This window comes from Streptomyces sp. ICC4 (assembly GCF_003287915.1).
Lineage (GTDB): Bacteria > Actinomycetota > Actinomycetes > Streptomycetales > Streptomycetaceae > Streptomyces > Streptomyces tritrimontium.
Genome location: NZ_CP030286.1, coordinates 3,334,253 through 3,350,508, shown reverse-complemented (window position 1 = coordinate 3,350,508; position 16,256 = coordinate 3,334,253). Strand labels below are relative to the sequence as shown.

The 16,256-nt window shown below is 72.0% G+C and carries 17 protein-coding genes; 4 read left to right on the top strand and 13 right to left on the bottom strand.

Translation table 11 applies throughout. From position 1 onward, the window contains the following. Positions 1-4 precede the first annotated feature (4 nt). A complete protein-coding gene (locus tag DRB89_RS15540) occupies positions 5-736 on the top strand; it encodes a DUF1775 domain-containing protein (protein WP_112449033.1) in 732 nt (243 codons plus the stop codon). Positions 737-786: 50 nt separating this feature from the next. On the opposite strand, the gene DRB89_RS15535 is transcribed toward DRB89_RS15540, so the two are convergent. The 11 genes from DRB89_RS15535 to DRB89_RS15490 all read right to left on the bottom strand — a co-directional run bounded on the left by DRB89_RS15535 (position 787) and on the right by DRB89_RS15490 (position 8,990). Then, complete coding sequence (locus tag DRB89_RS15535) at positions 787-3,069, bottom strand: cation-translocating P-type ATPase (protein ID WP_112449032.1); 2,283 nt, start codon at positions 3,067-3,069, stop codon at positions 787-789. Beyond that, entirely contained in the window at positions 3,062-3,472 is a 411-nt protein-coding gene (locus DRB89_RS15530) for a metalloregulator ArsR/SmtB family transcription factor (RefSeq protein ID WP_112453458.1), read from the bottom strand. Before DRB89_RS15530 ends, DRB89_RS15535 begins: the two co-directional genes overlap by 8 nt. 49 nt (positions 3,473-3,521) lie before the next feature. Further along, a complete protein-coding gene (locus DRB89_RS15525) occupies positions 3,522-4,343 on the bottom strand; it encodes a cation diffusion facilitator family transporter (RefSeq protein ID WP_112449031.1) in 822 nt (273 codons plus the stop codon). Positions 4,344-4,422: 79 nt separating this feature from the next. Further along, on the bottom strand, positions 4,423-4,593 hold the full coding sequence (locus tag DRB89_RS42950) for a hypothetical protein (RefSeq protein WP_162688597.1): 171 nt from the start codon (positions 4,591-4,593) through the stop codon (positions 4,423-4,425). A gap of 133 nt (positions 4,594-4,726) precedes the next feature. Beyond that, a complete protein-coding gene (locus DRB89_RS15520) occupies positions 4,727-4,960 on the bottom strand; it encodes a hypothetical protein (protein ID WP_112449030.1) in 234 nt (77 codons plus the stop codon). A 173-nt stretch (positions 4,961-5,133) separates the two neighbouring features. Beyond that, positions 5,134-5,823 carry an SCO family protein gene (locus DRB89_RS15515; RefSeq protein WP_112449029.1) on the bottom strand — a complete coding sequence of 230 codons (690 nt, stop codon included), beginning with the start codon at positions 5,821-5,823 and terminating at the stop codon, positions 5,134-5,136. A gap of 28 nt (positions 5,824-5,851) precedes the next feature. Next, a complete protein-coding gene (locus DRB89_RS15510) occupies positions 5,852-6,220 on the bottom strand; it encodes a metalloregulator ArsR/SmtB family transcription factor (protein ID WP_112449028.1) in 369 nt (122 codons plus the stop codon). 60 nt (positions 6,221-6,280) lie between these two features. Beyond that, positions 6,281-7,033 carry a cytochrome c biogenesis protein CcdA gene (locus DRB89_RS15505; RefSeq protein ID WP_112449027.1) on the bottom strand — a complete coding sequence of 251 codons (753 nt, stop codon included), beginning with the start codon at positions 7,031-7,033 and terminating at the stop codon, positions 6,281-6,283. 3 nt (positions 7,034-7,036) lie between these two features. Next, entirely contained in the window at positions 7,037-7,639 is a 603-nt protein-coding gene (locus DRB89_RS15500; RefSeq protein WP_112449026.1) for a TlpA disulfide reductase family protein, read from the bottom strand. A gap of 38 nt (positions 7,640-7,677) precedes the next feature. Further along, entirely contained in the window at positions 7,678-8,325 is a 648-nt protein-coding gene (locus DRB89_RS15495; protein WP_239516162.1) for a vitamin K epoxide reductase family protein, read from the bottom strand. After that, a complete protein-coding gene (locus tag DRB89_RS15490; protein WP_112453456.1) occupies positions 8,322-8,990 on the bottom strand; it encodes a thioredoxin domain-containing protein in 669 nt (222 codons plus the stop codon). Before DRB89_RS15490 ends, DRB89_RS15495 begins: the two co-directional genes overlap by 4 nt. A 225-nt stretch (positions 8,991-9,215) precedes the next feature. On the opposite strand from DRB89_RS15490, the gene DRB89_RS15485 reads away from it, so the two are divergent. From DRB89_RS15485 to DRB89_RS15475, 3 genes are all read left to right on the top strand, one after another. After that, on the top strand, positions 9,216-10,067 hold the full coding sequence (locus tag DRB89_RS15485; RefSeq protein WP_162688596.1) for an alpha/beta hydrolase: 852 nt from the start codon (positions 9,216-9,218) through the stop codon (positions 10,065-10,067). A 918-nt stretch (positions 10,068-10,985) separates the two neighbouring features. Beyond that, positions 10,986-12,383, top strand: a complete 1,398-nt coding sequence (locus DRB89_RS15480) for an MFS transporter (RefSeq protein WP_112453455.1) — start codon at positions 10,986-10,988, stop codon at positions 12,381-12,383. Positions 12,384-12,480: 97 nt separating this feature from the next. After that, positions 12,481-14,451 carry a GAF domain-containing protein gene (locus DRB89_RS15475; protein ID WP_112463304.1) on the top strand — a complete coding sequence of 657 codons (1,971 nt, stop codon included), beginning with the start codon at positions 12,481-12,483 and terminating at the stop codon, positions 14,449-14,451. Here the strand turns inward: DRB89_RS15475 and DRB89_RS15470 are convergent. Beyond that, entirely contained in the window at positions 14,429-15,163 is a 735-nt protein-coding gene (locus DRB89_RS15470) for a response regulator transcription factor (protein WP_112453454.1), read from the bottom strand. The genes DRB89_RS15475 and DRB89_RS15470 overlap by 23 nt on opposite strands. 62 nt (positions 15,164-15,225) lie before the next feature. Beyond that, positions 15,226-16,158 carry a histidine kinase gene (locus DRB89_RS15465; RefSeq protein ID WP_239516161.1) on the bottom strand — a complete coding sequence of 311 codons (933 nt, stop codon included), beginning with the start codon at positions 16,156-16,158 and terminating at the stop codon, positions 15,226-15,228. Between the last annotated feature and the right edge of the window lie 98 nt (positions 16,159-16,256).

The following is a 16,256-nucleotide window of genomic DNA, read 5'->3' as shown; positions in this document are numbered from 1 at the left end:
CATCGTGAACAGATCACACATCCATCTTCCGCTCCGCAGGCTGGGCCTCGCGGCTGTCGGCGCCGTGGTGGTCCTCGGCGTGGCAGCCGGGCCGGCCGCCGCGCACGCCGAGGTCACCGCCTCCGACCCCCGTGCCCTCGCCGAGAACGTCACGCTGTCCTTCACCTCCGAGGCGGAGTCGGACACCGCGGGCATCGCGGAGTTGAGGGTCGTACTCCCGAAGGGCATCACCCCGGACGCCGTGACCCTGAAGGACGCCCCCAAGGAATGGAAGCTGACCGCCACGCCTGACGGGTACGCGATCGGTGGTCCGGCTCTGGCGACCGGCACCGACGCCGAGTACAGCGTCACGGTGCGCCAGCTGCCCGATGAGAAGTCCCTGGCGTTCAAGACCCTGGAGACGTACGGCGACGGAAAGGTCTCCCGCTGGATCGAGGTGCCGACCAACGGCGAGAAGGTTGATAATCCGGCCCCCGTACTGGAGCTGAAGGCAGCGGCCCCCGGGGCCAAGCTGATCGCCCCGAGCCCCTCACCGTCACCGACCCCGAGCGTCCCGTCCGCCCAGCCGTCGGCCACTGCTCCGTCCGCTCCCGCCGCGTCAGCGAGCGCGCGGGCGACGGACGAGACGGACACGGGCAGCAATACCGGAACCGTCGTCGGCGTTGTCGCGGCCGTCGTACTGCTCGTCGCCGCCGGCATCTTCTGGCGGCTGCGCCGCAACCGCAGCCAGGCCTGACCGGAGCGGCCGCAGCCCCGGCCGCAGATCGGTACGACGTGACGCGGTGGTCAGCCCGCACAGCAGCCGCAGCCTCCCGGCTCCGCGCCCTCCTCGGGACGGCCGGTCGTAGCCGTACCGGACTGGGGGCGCTGGCCACCTCGTACCGGGATCTTGTCCCCGGAGACCGCTGCGCGCGTGGTGAGCAGGACCGCCTGGGGCCGCCGCCCCTCGGATACCGAACGCTCACCTGCGTTGGCGGACCGCTGTGGAGCGGAGATCGAGGCGAGCAGGTTCGTCCTTCCCTCGGCGACCATCGGAGCAGGGGACTCGGCTGACTCGCCACAGCAGCCGTCCGTGCATCCATCAGACGCTGCCAGGGGCGCCGAGGTGGTTTCCGGCTTGGCGGCGATGGCCGCGCGGGCCGGGGCCGAGTCGCGTACCGGCTGGTGGTGCGGGAGTCGGGTCTTGCGTCCGGCGCGGATGCCGTTTCCGATGACCAGGACTTCGGCGAGTTCGTGTGTGGCTACCACGGCTGCCAGGCCCAGTGTGCCGATGGCGGCCAGCGGTACGAGGGTGACGAGGATGGCGCCGGAGAGCAGCAGGTTCTGGGTGAAGATGCCCCGGGCGGCGCGGGCGTGGGCGATGGCGTCGGGCAGGCGACGGAGGTCCTCGCCCATCAGGGCCACGTCGGCGGCTTCGATGGCGACGTCGCTGCCCATGGCACCCATGGCGATTCCGGCCTGCGCGGTGGCCAGGGCGGGGGCGTCGTTGATGCCGTCGCCGACCATGGCCACCGGGCCGCGGGCCTGGAGCTCGGTGACGATCCGGGCCTTGTCCTCGGGGAGGAGCTCGGCGCGCACCTCGGTGATGCCGGCGGCGGCCGCGATGGCCTCGGCGGTGCGGGTGTTGTCGCCGGTGAGCATGACCACCTGGATGCCCTGCTGCTTGAGACGGGTGATCGCCTCCGCGGCCTCGGGGCGGATCTCGTCGCGCACGGCGACCGCGCCGAGCAGGGCTCCGTCGTGCTCCACGACGACCACGGTGGCACCGGCGCTCTGAAGCCGGGTGACCTCGTCCGCGAGGGAACCGGGGTCGACGAAGCCGGGCTTGCCGAGCCGGGCCGGGGCTCCTGCCACGGTGCCGGTCAGGCCGTTGCCGGGTACGGCTTCCACGCCCTCGGCCGACATGTTCGGGAGCTCGTCGGCGGCGGTGAGGATGGCCGCGGCCAGGGGGTGTTCGCTTCGCGCTTCGAGGGCGGCGGCGACGCTCAGGACCCGCGTGCGATCGACACCCGCAGCCATCACCACGTCGATGACGACCGGTTCGTTGCGGGTGAGCGTGCCGGTCTTGTCGATGGCGACAACCCGGACGCTGCCGAGCGCCTCGACGGCCGCGCCCCCCTTGATCAGTACGCCGGCCTTGGAGGCCGCGCCGACGGCGGCGACCACGGCGATGGGCACGGACAGGGCGAAGGCGCAGGGGGCGGCGGCGACCAGGACGACGAGCGCGCGTTCGATCCACAGTCCTGGGTCGCCGAAGAGGCTGCCCAGTACGGCGACCAGTGCGGCCAGGACGAGGACGCCGGGCACCAGGGGCCGCGCGAAGCGGGCAGCCAGGCGCTGGCTGGAGCCCTTGCGTTCCTGGGCGTCCTGGACGATGTGCACCAGACGGGCGAGCGAGTTGTCCTCGGCCGTGGCGGTGACGGTCACTTCCAGTGCGCCGGACCCGTTGATGGTGCCGGCGAAGACCTCGCTGCCGGGGCCGACTTCGGTCGGGACGGATTCGCCGGTCACCACGGAGGTGTCCAGGGCGCTACGGCCCGTACGGACCGTTCCGTCGGTGGCGATCTTCTCGCCGGGGCGTACCACCAGGATGTCGCCGACGGCGAGTTCAGCCGGTTCCACCTGCTGTTCGGTGCCGTTGCGGAGGACCACGGCGTTGGGGGGCACGAGGTCGAGGAGGGCGCGCAGCCCGTGCTGGGTGCGGGCCAGTGCGTAGCCTTCGAGGCCCTCGGCGATGGAGAAGAGGAAGGCCAGGGTGGCGGCCTCGCCGTACTCCCCCAGCGCGACGGCCCCGGCTGCGGCGATGGTCATGAGGAGTCCGACGCCGAGCCGGCCCCGCAGTAGTGCGCGCAGGGCGCTGGGGGCGAAGGTGGCGGCGCCGACGGCGAGCGCCGCGAGCGCGAGGGCCGTGGACCACGCGTCGGACACGAGCAGGGATATGCCCAACAGGACACCGGAGACGGCCGCGGCCTGCAGTTCGCGTACCTGCCAGACCCGGGAGGGAGGCTCGGCCCCGCCCTGGCCGGTGCCGCTCTTGGCCGGGGCGGTGCCGCAGCATTCCTCAGCCATGACGGGCCTCCAGGCTCCGGGCGTGATCGGCCCTCTCGCCGTCGGAGGCGCAGCAGGCGCCGTCCGGGTCACAGGCCTGGTCGGGCTTACCCTGGTGGTCGACCAGCAGGACGAGCGCGGCCAGCTCGGCGAGCGCGTGCGCCAGCTTGGGATCCGCCAGCTCGTAGCGCACCCGGCGGCCGACCGGGATCGGCTTGACCAGTCCGCAGCCTCGCAGGCAGGACAGGTGGTTCGAGACGTTGCCGCGGGTCAGTCCGAGGCGGTCGGCGAGGTCGGAGGGGTAAGCGGGCGCTTCGAGTAGCGCCAGCAGCAGCCTGCGCCGCGTTTCGTCGGCCAGGGCCGTACCTACTCGGGCCAGCGCGCCGGCGTCGACCGCCACGGCGAGGCCCCTGTCCTGTTGCATCTCCATGCTCCTCACGTTACAGCGAACGCTGAATTAAGCCGAGGCTGTACTAATGGTGAGTGGTGCCGCGCGGGGCGGCGCAGTGCACCGGCCCCTCGAGGGCCTCCGGGTGCTGGGTGTGGCCCGTCTGCAGGGTGGCGTGGCTGATCCCGTACGCCGTGGCCAGGTGGTCCTGCAGTGCGCTGCGCAGCGCGTGGCAGTCTCGGCCGTCGCGGACCAGGAGGTGGGCGCTGAGGGCGGGGTAGCCGGAGGTGATCGTCCAGATGTGCAGGTGGCGGAGCCCGGCCACGCCCGGCCAGGAGGCGAGTTCCGCTCCGATGCGTTCGGGGTCGAGGTCCGCGGGTGCGGCTTCGAGGAGGACCTTCCACGATTCGCGTTCCAGCGCGTACCCGGCTTTGGCCATGAGCGCCACGACGAGCAGCGAGGCGAGCGGGTCGGCGCGGGTGAATCCGGTGAGCAGTACGACCAGGCCGGCCGCGGCGGTGGCGGTGAAGGCCCACAGGTCGTTGAGCAGATGCTGGAAGGCACCTTCGACGTTCAGGCTGGTGCGGTTGGCCTTGACGATCAGCCGGACCGCGATGATATTCACGGCGACTCCTCCCAGGGCGGTGAGGAGGACCGGCCCACCCTGCACCTGGGGCGGGTCGATGAGGCGGATCGCGGCCTCATACCCGAGCACGGCGGCGAGCAGGTGCGCGGCGTCCGAGATCAGTGCGAGGGAGCCTACGGTCAGTCCGACGGCGACCTCGGCGGCCATGAGTGCGGCGATCAGCGCGAGGGCCGCGGTGGGATAGCGCCGGTCGGAGTCCGGGCTCACCTCGTGGTGGTGGTCGGTGTGCGGGTGGGAGCCGTGGGCGTGGCGAACGCTCATTTCTGCCTTTCAGCCTGAGAACGTTCCTGCGCCGCCGTCGGGGACCGGCGCGGCGGCCGGTGCCCGACGGCGCACGGTGTCAGGAGCAGCAGCCCTGCGACGAACAGACCGTGGCCGGGGCGGCCGGCTCGCTGTCGTGGCTGTCCGGGGACGCGGGCGGTGCCTGCGGGGCGGTGGCCTGGGACTCGTCCTGCGCGTCGGCGGTCTGTGCTGTCGTGGCCGCGGTGCTGCCACAGCAGTGTGCGCCCATGCTTCTTCCGTCCTTCGGGTCGTTGTGTTCGGTGCCGCCGGTCGGCGGCGGTGTCGCATTCCCGCAGCAGACCGAGCCGGCCGGCTGCCGGGGCGCCTGCTGTGGTCTGGTGGGACGGCCCCTCGCGGTGCCGTCAGTGCGCCAGGACCATGACGGCCCCGATCGTGGACGCCGCGGCGACGGACACGGAGATGTGCCAGCCGCGCAGTTCCCCGGACCTGCGCTTGGCTGCGGCGAGTTTCAGTCCGACGACGGCGGTCCGCAGGAGGACCCCGCCCACCATCGCCAGCAGTACCGGGGTGAGGGAGGCGGGCAGCGGGCGGATGGTGGCGAGCAGGACGCCGGCCGCGGGGCTGACGGCCGACACGGCCAGCCACGGGGACAGTCGCTCCCGCGCTTCCGTCCGGGGGGCGTGCAGGGCGCGATGCCCGGCGTCCTCGTAGCCGTGGCCGCATCCCTTCCGGGTGAAGTAGGTGATGACCAGGTAGCCGGTGAGCCCGGCCAGGGCGGTGAATTACGGGAGCGGGTGGGGATGAGTGGTCAGCTACGGGTGTTCTTCGCCAGGAGCGGCAGGTCGTGCGTGAAGTCGTCCACGGTGGTGCCGCTGGTGTAGACGACGCGGCCTTCGCCGTCGGGGGTGAAGGCCAGGACCTGGGCACCGTGGTCGGAGGTGACGGACCCGTCGTGATGCTTCTTGGGGTCTTCGATGGCGATCCCGACTCCGATGGCGGCCTTCTTGACCTGCTCCAGGTTGCCGGAGAGCCCGATGAAGGAAGGGGAGAAGGCGTCGAGCCACTTGTCGAGGGCGGCCGGGGTATCGCGCTCGGGGTCGGTCGTCACGAAGACGACCTGGGTGTTGTCGCGGATCTCCTGGGGCTGCTTGCCCAGGGCGACGGCGACGTCCCCCATGGTGGTGGGGCAGACGTCGGGGCAGCTGCTGTAACCGAAGAACAGCAGCACGGTCCGTCCGGCGGTCCGCTCGCGCAGGTCGAAGGGCTGGCCGTCGGCGCCCGTGAGGACCAGGGCGGGCTTGGCGAACGGCTTCGACAGCTCGGTGCCCTTGTACGGGGAACTGCCCGCGGGCCGGGAGACGACCTGATCCGCCGTACCCGGGTGGTGGGGCTGCGAGGAGCCGCACGCGGTCAGGGTGAGTGCCGCGGCCAGGGCCAGAGTTGCCGCGCAGGCGGTCCGGATGCGGTTCGTCGCGGGCGTCACAAGGTGTCCGTTCATCGTGGTGGGCTTTCGAGTGCGGGAAAGATCAGGAGGGTTCGGCCGCGGCAAGGGCCAGAACCGTGCCGGCCAGGGCCTTGCCTCGCTCGGTGAGGCTGTACATGACCAGCCGTCCGTCCCTGCGCGATACGGCGAGACCCGCGGTACGGAGCTGACGCAGGTGGTGCGAGACCAGGTTCTGGGCCTGTCCGACCACCCAGGCGAGGTCGCAGACGCACAGCTCGCCGCCCTCGGCCAGGGCGGCGGCCACCTTCAGTCGGGTGGGGTCGGCGAGCGCTTTGGCGGCGGTGGCAGCCGATTCGAGCGTCGGCAGGGCCGGCATCCGGCGGCGGATCTCCTCCGCCACGGGCAGGTCCAGGCACAGCAGGTCACACGCGTCCTGGTGCTCCTCGGTCACGTCACGGGGTCCTTCGTCTCGGGGGCGGTGCGGTGGCAGTGCTCTGGTCCGGGACCCGGTTCAGATGCCGATGGTGAAGCCGGCACTCCAGGACTGCATCTGGCCGATCAAGAAGCTCCACACCCCGGTGACCATGAGGATGCCGGTGGCGATCATCATGCCGCCGCCGATCCGCATCACCCACCGGTAGTGGTTCTTGACCCAGGCGAAGATACCCAAGGCCCTGCGGAAGGCGAGACCGGCGACGAGGAAGGGAACGCCCAGGCCGAGGCAGTAGGCCACGGTCAGCAGTGCGCCGCGTCCGGCGCTGGCCTCGCTGAACGCCAGCGCCTGCACCGCGCCGAGGGTCGGGCCGATGCACGGCGTCCAACCCAGGCCGAACAGCACGCCCAGCATCGGGGCGCCGGCCAGCCCTGCGGCCGGGCGCCTGTGCAAGCGCCACTCCCTCTGCATGCCGGGCAGTACGCCCATGAATGACAGGCCCATCAGGATGGTCAGCCCGCCCAGGATCCGGATCAGCAGGTCCTGGTGGGCCAGGAGGGTGTTCCCTGCGTATCCGAACAAGGCGCCGAAGGAGACGAACACGGCCGTGAACCCGGCGAGGAAGAGCAGGGTGCCCGCCAGGATCCGGCCCCGGCGCACGTCGGCCAGGTCCGCGCCGCTGACCCCGGTGACGTAGGAGAGGTAGCCGGGCACCAGGGGCAGTACGCACGGGGAGAAGAAGGACACCAGTCCGGCGAGCGCCGCGACGGGTACGGCCAGTAGGACGGAGCCGGTGAGCACGGTGGTGTCGAACGCGGCAGCCAGGACCACGGTTCAGCCCTCCTTCAGTACGGGTTCGAGCATGGACCGCAGTTCCTGTTCGGAGAGGGCCTTCATCGCGCTGGTCGCGATGCGCCCCTCGCGGTCGATCACCAGGGTGCTCGGGATCGAGGACGGAGAGATGGTGCCCTTGAACTTCAGAAGCTGCTTGCCGTCCGGGTCCCACAGGCTGGGGTAGGTCATCCCGTAGGTCTCCTCGAACGCGAGCGCGTTGTCCTGGCCGGCATCACGCGTGTTGATACCGAGGAAGACCACACCCTGCTCACGAGTGTCCTCGTAGACCTTTTGAAGGTTCGGAGCCTCGGCCCGGCACGGCGCGCACCAGGGACCCCGCACATTGAGGACGACCACCTTGCCGCGGTGGTCGGCGAGTTGAAGCCGTTCACCGGTCAGACTTTCGCCCTCCAGGTCCGGCGCCTTCTTGCGGTCGGCGGCCGGTACCGGCGCCAGGCCCGCGGCCGCCGGCGCGGACGAGGAAGCGGGGGTGTTGCCGGGCGCACATCCCGCGGCCGACACGGCCACCGCGAGCACGGCGGCGACAGCAGCGGCCCGGCGTGCGGCACGTAGGCGGCCGAAGACGGGGAGGGAGGTACTCATGAGCAGGGGTACAGCCTTCGTGACGGGGACGGCAGGGGTTAGAGGAGGCTGGTCCAGTACAGCCAGAACCGCTGCAGGATCAGCCCGGCGATCAGCAGGAACCAGACGGTCAGCACCACTCCGTGGAGCGAGGCCGCCACCCGGACACCGCCGCGCAGCGGCGCGGGTACCGGCAGGACGCCGTGGGTCAGATTGCGCAGCGTCGTGTACCAGAAGACCGGGATCATCACCGCCCACACCGCCATGCAGTACGGGCACAGGGCATCGATCCGGTAGAGGCTCTGGAAGATCAGCCAGTGCACGAACACCACCCCGAAGGTGACCCCGGCCTGCACGGCCAGCCACATCCAGCGCGGCAACAGCGCCCCGGTCAGCAGCACCACACCCAGAGCGGTGACCACGGCGAACCCGGCGATGCCCAGCAGTGGGTTCGGGAAGCCGAAGGCCTCCGCCTGCGGGGTGGTCATCACCGACCCGCAGGACAGGATCGGGTTGATGCTGCACGACGGCTTGTACGAGGGGTCCTTGAGCAGCGCGATCTTCTCGACCGTCAGGGTGAACGCGGCGAGCAGGCCCAGCGCACCCCCGACGGTGAGGATCAGAGCGAGCAGCCGGGCTCCCGGAACGAGGGGGAAGCCGGCGGGCCCCACCGGGCCGGACCCGGACCGCTGTGCGGTGGCGGTCACTTGGCCAGCTCCGCCTCGATCACGGCCTTGAAGCTGTCGTAGCCGGTGATCTTCGGGCGCTTGCCGTTGACGAAGAACGTCGGCGTGCCCTGCACTCCGAGGCTGATCCCGTCCTCACGGTCCTTCTTCACCCGCGCGGCGGTCGCGGGGTCCTTCCACGCCTTCTCGAACGCCGCCATGTCCAGGCCCAGCTCCCGGGCGAAACCGCGGAACGTCTCCTCGTGCGAGACCTGCTGATCCCCCCAGCTCGCCTGGGTCTCGTACATCTTCGTGTACATCTCCTCCAGCTTCCCCTGCGCCCCGGCGGCCTCCACGGCCGCAGCGGCGAGCTCGGCGTTGCGGTGGCTGGGGATCGGGAAGTACCGCATCACGAAGGTGACCCGTCCTTCGTACTCCTTGCGAAGCCACTCGACGTCCGGGAACGCGGCCCGGCACGATTCGCACTCCAGGTCGAGGAACTCCACCACGGTGACCTTGCCGTCCTTCGCCGTGGACAGGCGGTGGCTGTCGGGGCGCACCAGCACCGAAGCGGCAGCGGCTTCGCCGGTGCCCGTCCCGTCACCTGCCGGTGCGGCGTCCGGCGAGCGGTTGGCCAGCAGCAGGGCGGCGACCACGGCCAGCACCAGGGCGACCAGGCCCAGGGAGATCTTCAGGTTCTTCGTCATGTCCATCCGGCGATCAAGAGGAATGGGGCAGGGGACAGCAACCACCCGTCCCTGATGGGAAGCGGGCGTCGCATCAACAAACTAATGGACGTTGATATGTGCTCGATATGGGGCCTCTGCACCGATCGGACCCGAGACCGCGCGAGCACGAAACGCCACCGCCGTCCAGGTGTCCGAGTCGATGGACTCTTCTGTCTGCGGCGGGCATCCTGCCCCGAAGGAACGGTGCGGGACCAGGGGGCGTGCGTGGAGTCGGTGGTCGTGAACGGTGTGCGGATCGCGTACGAGCGGACGGGGCGGGGCCGGCCGGTGGTGCTGGCCGGCGGCACGGGGATGCCACCAGTGGCCTGGGAGCTGTGCGGGGTACGCGAGGACCTGGTGCGGGCGGGCTTCGAGGTGATCACCTACGCCGCACGCGGCGTCGCCCCCTCCGAAGCGCCCGCGTCCCCGTACGCGATGGCCGACATGGCCGGGGACCTGGCGGGACTGATGGACGCCCTCGGCCTCACCAGCGCTACGGTCATCGGGTACTCACTGGGGAGCTTCACCGTCGAGCTACTGGCCCACACCCGGCCCGACTTGGTGGCCTCGGTGGTGCTCATGGCGGGCGCCGGCCCGGTGACCGGGGTCCTCGACGCCATGCTGGCCGCGGAGGCCGAGCTGATCGCCACGACCGGTCGGCTGCCCGCCGCCTTCACGCGCCTGCAATCCCTGCTGTCGAGCCTGCCGCCCGCCGTCCTGTGCGACGACGAGCAGCAGACCCGCACCTGGCTGGAACTCCTCTCCGCCCAGGAAGACCTCTGGACGTCCGCCGACGGGGAGGTGGGCCAGGCCACCGCGGCCCAAGCCTGGCTGCGCGACCCGCACCGCATGGCCGCGCTCACCGACATCACCGTCCCGGTGCTGGTCCTGGCCTTCGAGCACGACTTCTACTTCCCGCCCCGCGCCGCCAAGATCTCCGCCGACGCCCTACCCCAGGCGGAGTTCACGGTCATCGCCGACGCCGCACACGGCGGACTCCTCACCCACCCGAAGGAGACCAGCGCCGCCCTCCTGGCGTTTCTGACCCGAACCTGATCCGAGGGCGCCCAACCCGGGTGCGGGCGCGGATCCGGCTCACACTGTCAGCGGATGCTCCCGGTAAGGAGCAGCGGGTCGTGGGTGAAGTCGAGCTGCCCGCACGCCCTCTGCGCCAGCTCATGCCGTCCATTCCGCCCTGAGGCTCGTGCTCTACGGTCCCAACGTTTTCTGCCTGGACCGGGCGCTAGGAGCGATGTAATGCGGATGGCTTCGTCCACGGCGACCCGGTCGACCGTGTTCTCACCGACGCATGCCAGCGCCGGAGTGAGCACTGGACGCTCGGCGAGGCCTGACACCTCTACCGGCGCGACAGCAGTGGCCTCGACACGCTCCCTGTGGGCTCTCCACAACATGGCGCGCCGGCCTCCGGGAGAGATGGGCAGAACAGCGGGATCGCCACTCGAAGGCTGGGTCCAGCGCTGGTCTGGGCATCTGAGCGCGTCGGCCAGGGCACCCGCGGCACGCCAGGTGCGGTCGCGCACCCGGGTTTCACGCGACGTCGTGCCGGCCGCCCCTGAGCGCGAACCGGACCTCGACAGCGGAGCCGATCCGAGCTCTCCGCCGCTTCCGATTTGCGTCGGCTCGACCGGAGTCACGTCGCTCTCAACGCTGCGTAGTCAGCACCAAGTCAGCAAGGGACAGGTTGCGAGGGGTGCTGACATGGGGTTTCAGGTCAGCACCAGGTCAGCACGGGAGTCAGCACCGCATCCCCAAAAGCGGCGCAACTCTGCAATTCCGGCAGGGTCTTCCCACCCGCGTCAGGAGAGGTCCGAGGAGATCGGTTCGGGCCGTGTGGTGGTCTGGCACACTCAGGTGGGGTTGATTGTGATGACGCGCCACATATACCGCTGACCTGGGGACTTCTACGTTGTGGCCACGCCCGACGTCCCCGCAGACACCCTGGAAGTGGTGCACATGGTCTCCCCCGCAGCCGTCCCGAAGGCTCCGACCGGCATTCGGCGGATCGTGGCCGCCAGCCTCATCGGGACCACCATCGAGTGGTACGACTTCTTCCTCTACGGTACCGCCGCCGCCCTGGTCTTCAACAAGCTGTTCTTCCCCACCGCGGATCCGCTCACCGGCACCCTGATCGCCTTCCTCACCTACGCCATCGGGTTCCTGGCCCGGCCGCTGGGCGGGGTGGTGTTCGGGCACTTCGGGGACAAGGTCGGGCGCAAGAAGCTGCTCGTGCTCAGCCTGGTCATGATGGGCGGGGCCACCTTCGCGATGGGGCTGCTGCCCACCCACGCCAGCATCGGTGTCGGCGCTCCCATCCTGCTGACCGTGCTGCGCCTGGTGCAGGGGTTCGCGCTGGGCGGCGAGTGGGGCGGGGCCGTGCTGATCGTCTCCGAGCACGGCGGGGCCGAGCACCGCGGGTTCTGGGCGTCCTGGCCGCAGTCCGGGGCGCCCGGCGGGAACCTGCTCGCCACCGGGGTGCTGGCGCTGCTCGCCGCCGTGCAGTCGGACGCCACGTTCCTCGCGTGGGGCTGGCGCGTTCCCTTCCTGCTCTCCGGGCTCCTCGTGGTCGTCGGGCTGTGGATCCGGCTCTCGGTTTCCGAGTCGCCCGTCTTCCTCGCCGCGCAGGCCGAGGCCGCGCGCTCGGCCGAGAAGGACAGGGCCCCCGTCGTCCAGGTGTTCCGAAAGGACTGGCGGCAGGTCCTGACCGCGATCGGCACCCGGTTCGGCGAGAACATCTCGTACTACGTCCTCACCGCCTTCCTCCTCGTCTACGTGACCACGCACCTCGGCCTGCCCAAGACCACCGCCCTGAACGCGCTCCTGATCGGCTCGGCCGTCCACTTCCTCACCATCCCCGCCTGGGGCGCGCTGTCGGACCGGATCGGGCGCCGGCCGGTGACGCTGATCGGTTCGGTCGGCATGGCCCTGTGGGCGTTCGGGTTCTTCGCGCTGGTGGACTCCAAGTCCTTCGCCGTCATCACGGCGGCCGTGACCGTCGGCCTGCTCCTGCACGGCGCCATGTACGGGCCGCAGGCCGCCTTCATCTCCGAGATGTTCGACACCAAGGTCCGCTACTCGGGCGCCTCCATGGGCTCCCAGCTCGCCTCGATCATCGCGGGCGCCCTGGCCCCGATCATCGCCGTCGAGCTCTTGAAGGAGTACGGCTCCTCGGTGCCGGTCTCCGTCTACCTCTCGGCCGCCGCCGTCGTCACCACCCTCACCGTCGCCTTCGCCCGCGAGACGCGGGGGCGGGACCTGTCCGTGCCGAGGGCCGGGGCGGACGTCGGAGCGGAGGCCGGCGGGAAGGGCCGCGCGGCCCGGTCCGCGGCCGTCTCGGTATCCGACCCCGCCTGACCCGCCCGGCACGGATCCGCCCGCCGCGTCCGGTGTTCCGGGCACGGCGGGCGGACCCGGGACCCGGTCACCACCCCCGCACCGAAGGGCTGCCAGCATGGCTCCCGTGAACGAATCCACCGAGAGCGCCACCGGGCAGCGGGCGGCCGGCGCGTTGCGGCAGCTCCTCGACCTGCTCGACCGGGGCGCACCCGTCGAGGACTTCGCCCGGCCCGGCGCGCAGGCCCGTACCGGCGGGGCCGGGGCCGGTGAGCAGGCCCTCGTGGAGGAGGCGACCCGGGTCGCCCTCGGGATCAGGCGCACCCTCGACCAGCACCGGCGGCGCGAGGCGGAGCTCACCGCGCTGTTCGACACCGCCGGCGACCTCGCGGCGCTGCGCGATCTCGACGCGGTGCTGCGGGCCATCGTGCGGCGGGCCAGGACCCTGTTGGGCACGGACGTCGCCTACCTGACGCTCAACGACCCCGTCGCGGGCGACACCTTCATGCGGGTCACCGACGGGTCCGTCTCCGCCGCCTTCCAGCAGCTGCGCCTCGGCATGGGTGAGGGGCTCGGCGGCCTGGTCGCCCAGACCGCCCGCCCGTACGCCAGCGCCGACTACCGCGCCGACGACCGCTTCCGGCACACCAGCACCATCGATGCCGGGGTCCGCGAGGAGGGGCTGCGGGGCATCCTCGGCGTCCCGCTGCGCGTCGCCTCTCGGGTCATCGGAGTGCTCTACGCCGCCGACCGCTCGGTACGGGATTTCGCCCCCGACGCCGTGGCCCTGCTCTCCTCGCTCGCCGACCACGCCGCCGTCGCCATCGACGGCGCGCGGCTGCTGGAGGAGACGCGTACGGCCCTGGTCGAGCTCAACTCCGCCACCGAGACCGCCCGGGCGCACAGTGAGGCCGTACGCCTGGCCACCGAGACCCACGACCGGCTGACCGACCTGGTCCTGCGTGGCGGGGACGTCACCGACGTGGCCCGCGAGGTCGCCGCGCTGCTGCGCGGCGGGCTGGTGGTGCACGACGCCGAGGGCGCCGAGCTGGCCCGGGTCGGCAGCGATCCGATCGGCCCGCCCGACCGGGGGGTGGCCGCCTCGCGCTCCGGCGGCCGGGCCGTCCCGGTGGACGGGGTATGGGTCTGCGCGGTCCTGGCCGGGCCCGAACTCCTCGGCAGCATCGCCCTGACCGGGCGGGCCGACCTCTCGGACACCGACCGGCGTCTGTTCGAGCGCACCGGCCTGGTCACCGCGCTCCTGCTGCTGCTGCGGCGGTCGGTGGCGCACGCCGAGGACCGGGTCCGCGGCGAGCTGCTCAGCGACCTGCTGACCCCGGAGAGCCCGGGGCGCACCCGCGACCCCGGCAGCCAGACGATCCGGGCGCGCAAACTCGGCGTCGACCTGGCGCGCCCGCATTCCGTGCTGGTGCTGCGCGGCGACGCGGCCCTGCGGCCCCGGATGTCGGCGGAGGCGGCCCGCCGGGCCCGGGCCCTCGACGGCCTGGCCGGGCCGCACGAGGGGGACATCGTGCTCCTCGTCCCGGCCGGGCGGCCGGGCGACCTCGCGCGGTCGCTGGCGGCGGAGCTGGGGCAGGCCCTGGGCGCCCCCGTCACGGTGGGCTCCGCCGGACCGGCGGGCCGCCCGGGCGCCCTGCCCGCCGTGTACGCCGAGGCCGTGCGCTGCCTGGACGCCCTGCACGCCCTGGGCCACACCGGCCACGGCGCCGCCCTCCCCGACCTGGGCTTCGTCGGCCTCCTGATCGGGGACCACGGGGACGTCGGCGGGTACGTCCACCAGGTGCTGGGCCCGGTCATCGACTACGACGCCCAGCGCGGCACCGAGCTGGTGCACACGCTCCGGGCCTACTACACGCACGGAGCGAGCCTCTCCAGGGCCAAGGACGCCCTGCACATCCACGTCAACACCGTCGTTCAGCGCCTCGACCGGATCGGCCGGCTCCTGGGGCCGGACTGGAACGTCCCCGCCCGGGCTCTGGAACTCCAACTCGCCCTGCGCCTGCACCTCCTGGCACAGCCCGGGCCGATCGACCGGACGACGCCTCCTACGCCTGCGGGCCCGGCGTGACCAGACCCGTCTCGTAGGCCAGGACGACCGCCTGCGCCCGGTCGCGCAGGGCCAATTTGGCGAAGATGCGGGCCACATGGGTCTTCACGGTGGCTTCGCTGAGCGTGAGCTCCCGGGCCAGTTCCGCATTGGAGAGGCCGTGGCCCATGAGGGTGAGCACTTCGCGTTCGCGCGGGGTGAGGGCATCGAGGTCCGGGTGGGGCGCCGGGGTCGCGCCGCCGCCCCGAGCGGCGGCGGCCGCCGCGCAGCGCTCCACCAGCCGACGGGTGATGGACGGGGCGAGCAGCGCGTCTCCGGTGTTGACGAGCCGCACGGCGTTGGCGAGGTACTCCGGGGTGACGTCCTTGAGCAGGAACCCGCTGGCTCCGGCGGCGATGGCGGCGTAGACGTACTGGTCGAGGTCGAAGGTGGTCAGCATGATCACCCGGCATTCAGGGGCCTCGGCGAGGATCTGCCGGGCGGCCTCCAGTCCGTCCAGGCGCGGCATGCGTATGTCGAGCAGGACGACGTCCGGGCGCAGGCTCCGGACCTGCGAGACGGCCTCCACCCCGTCGGCCGCCACCCCCACCACATCGATCCCGCGTGCCGTCAGGATCATCCGGAATCCGGTGCGGACGAGTTCCTGGTCGTCGGCGATGACCACCCGCGGCCCGAGCGCAGGGACGGAAGCGGGATCGGGCGCGGGATCGGGCGCGGGGGCAGGCGCGGGCATCCCCGCCGCGGGCACGGTCGGCTCGGTCCGTTCTGTCGGCGTGGTCGGCGTGGTCGGCGTGGTCACGGGCGCTCCAGCGGGAGGCGGGCGCGGACCCGGTAGCCGCCGCCGAGGCGTCGGCGGGCGTCGAAGTCCCCTCCGTACACGGCGACCCGCTCGCGCAGCCCGAGCAGTCCGCGCCCGGCACCGTCCGCCCGGGCCGCCTTGGCTTCCCCGGCCTCCTCCCCGACTGCCGGCCCGGACGGCCCGGACGGCGCGGGAGGAGTGTCCGTCGTGACGGGCGCCGAGGACGCGGGCGCCCTGTCCCCCGACAGCACGCTCGGTCCGCTGTTGAGCACCTCGACCCGCAGCGCGTGGTCCGCGTATCTCACGCTCACCTCGGCCTTCACCCCGTCCCCGTGTTTGAGTGCGTTGGTCAGCGCCTCCTGGATGATCCGGTAGGCGGTGACGTCTATCCCGGCCGGCAGCGGCCGGGGTTCGCCGGATATCCGGACCTCGACCGGCAGCCCGGCGAAGACCATCCGGTCGATCAACGGACTGAGCCGGGCCAGGCTCGGCTGCGGCGAGAGCTCCGCCTCCGGGGCAGCGCCGTAGGGCTCGTCCTTGCCGTCCTGCGCGGGAGCGAGCAGGCCGAGCAGGTGGCGCAGCTCGGTCATCGTCGTGCGCCCGGCGTCCTCGACGGCGCTCATGGCAGCGGCCGCCTCCCGCGGTATGGTCTCCAGCACCTCGCGGGCCGCACCGGCCTGGACCACCATCAGGCTGACGTTGTGGCTGACTATGTCGTGCAGCTCTGCCGCGATCCGAGCCCGCTCCGCGTCCACGGCGGTGCGTGCCGCGGTCTCCCGCTCCCGCTCCAGCAGCCACCCCCGCTCCTCGATCGCCGCCCGGTGCCCGCGCCTGGTGCGCACGAGCGCGACGGCCAGCCCGTACGCGGTGAGCACCGCCGCGCCCGCCGCGGCCGACACCGCGACCAGCAGCCACCCCGACCCCCCCACCTCCCCCCACTGTCCCTTATACACTTCCCACCCTCCCCCCCCCCACCCCCCGGTAGCTCTCGGTGGCCTCCGGCGCATCAACAAACAAAACACTACAT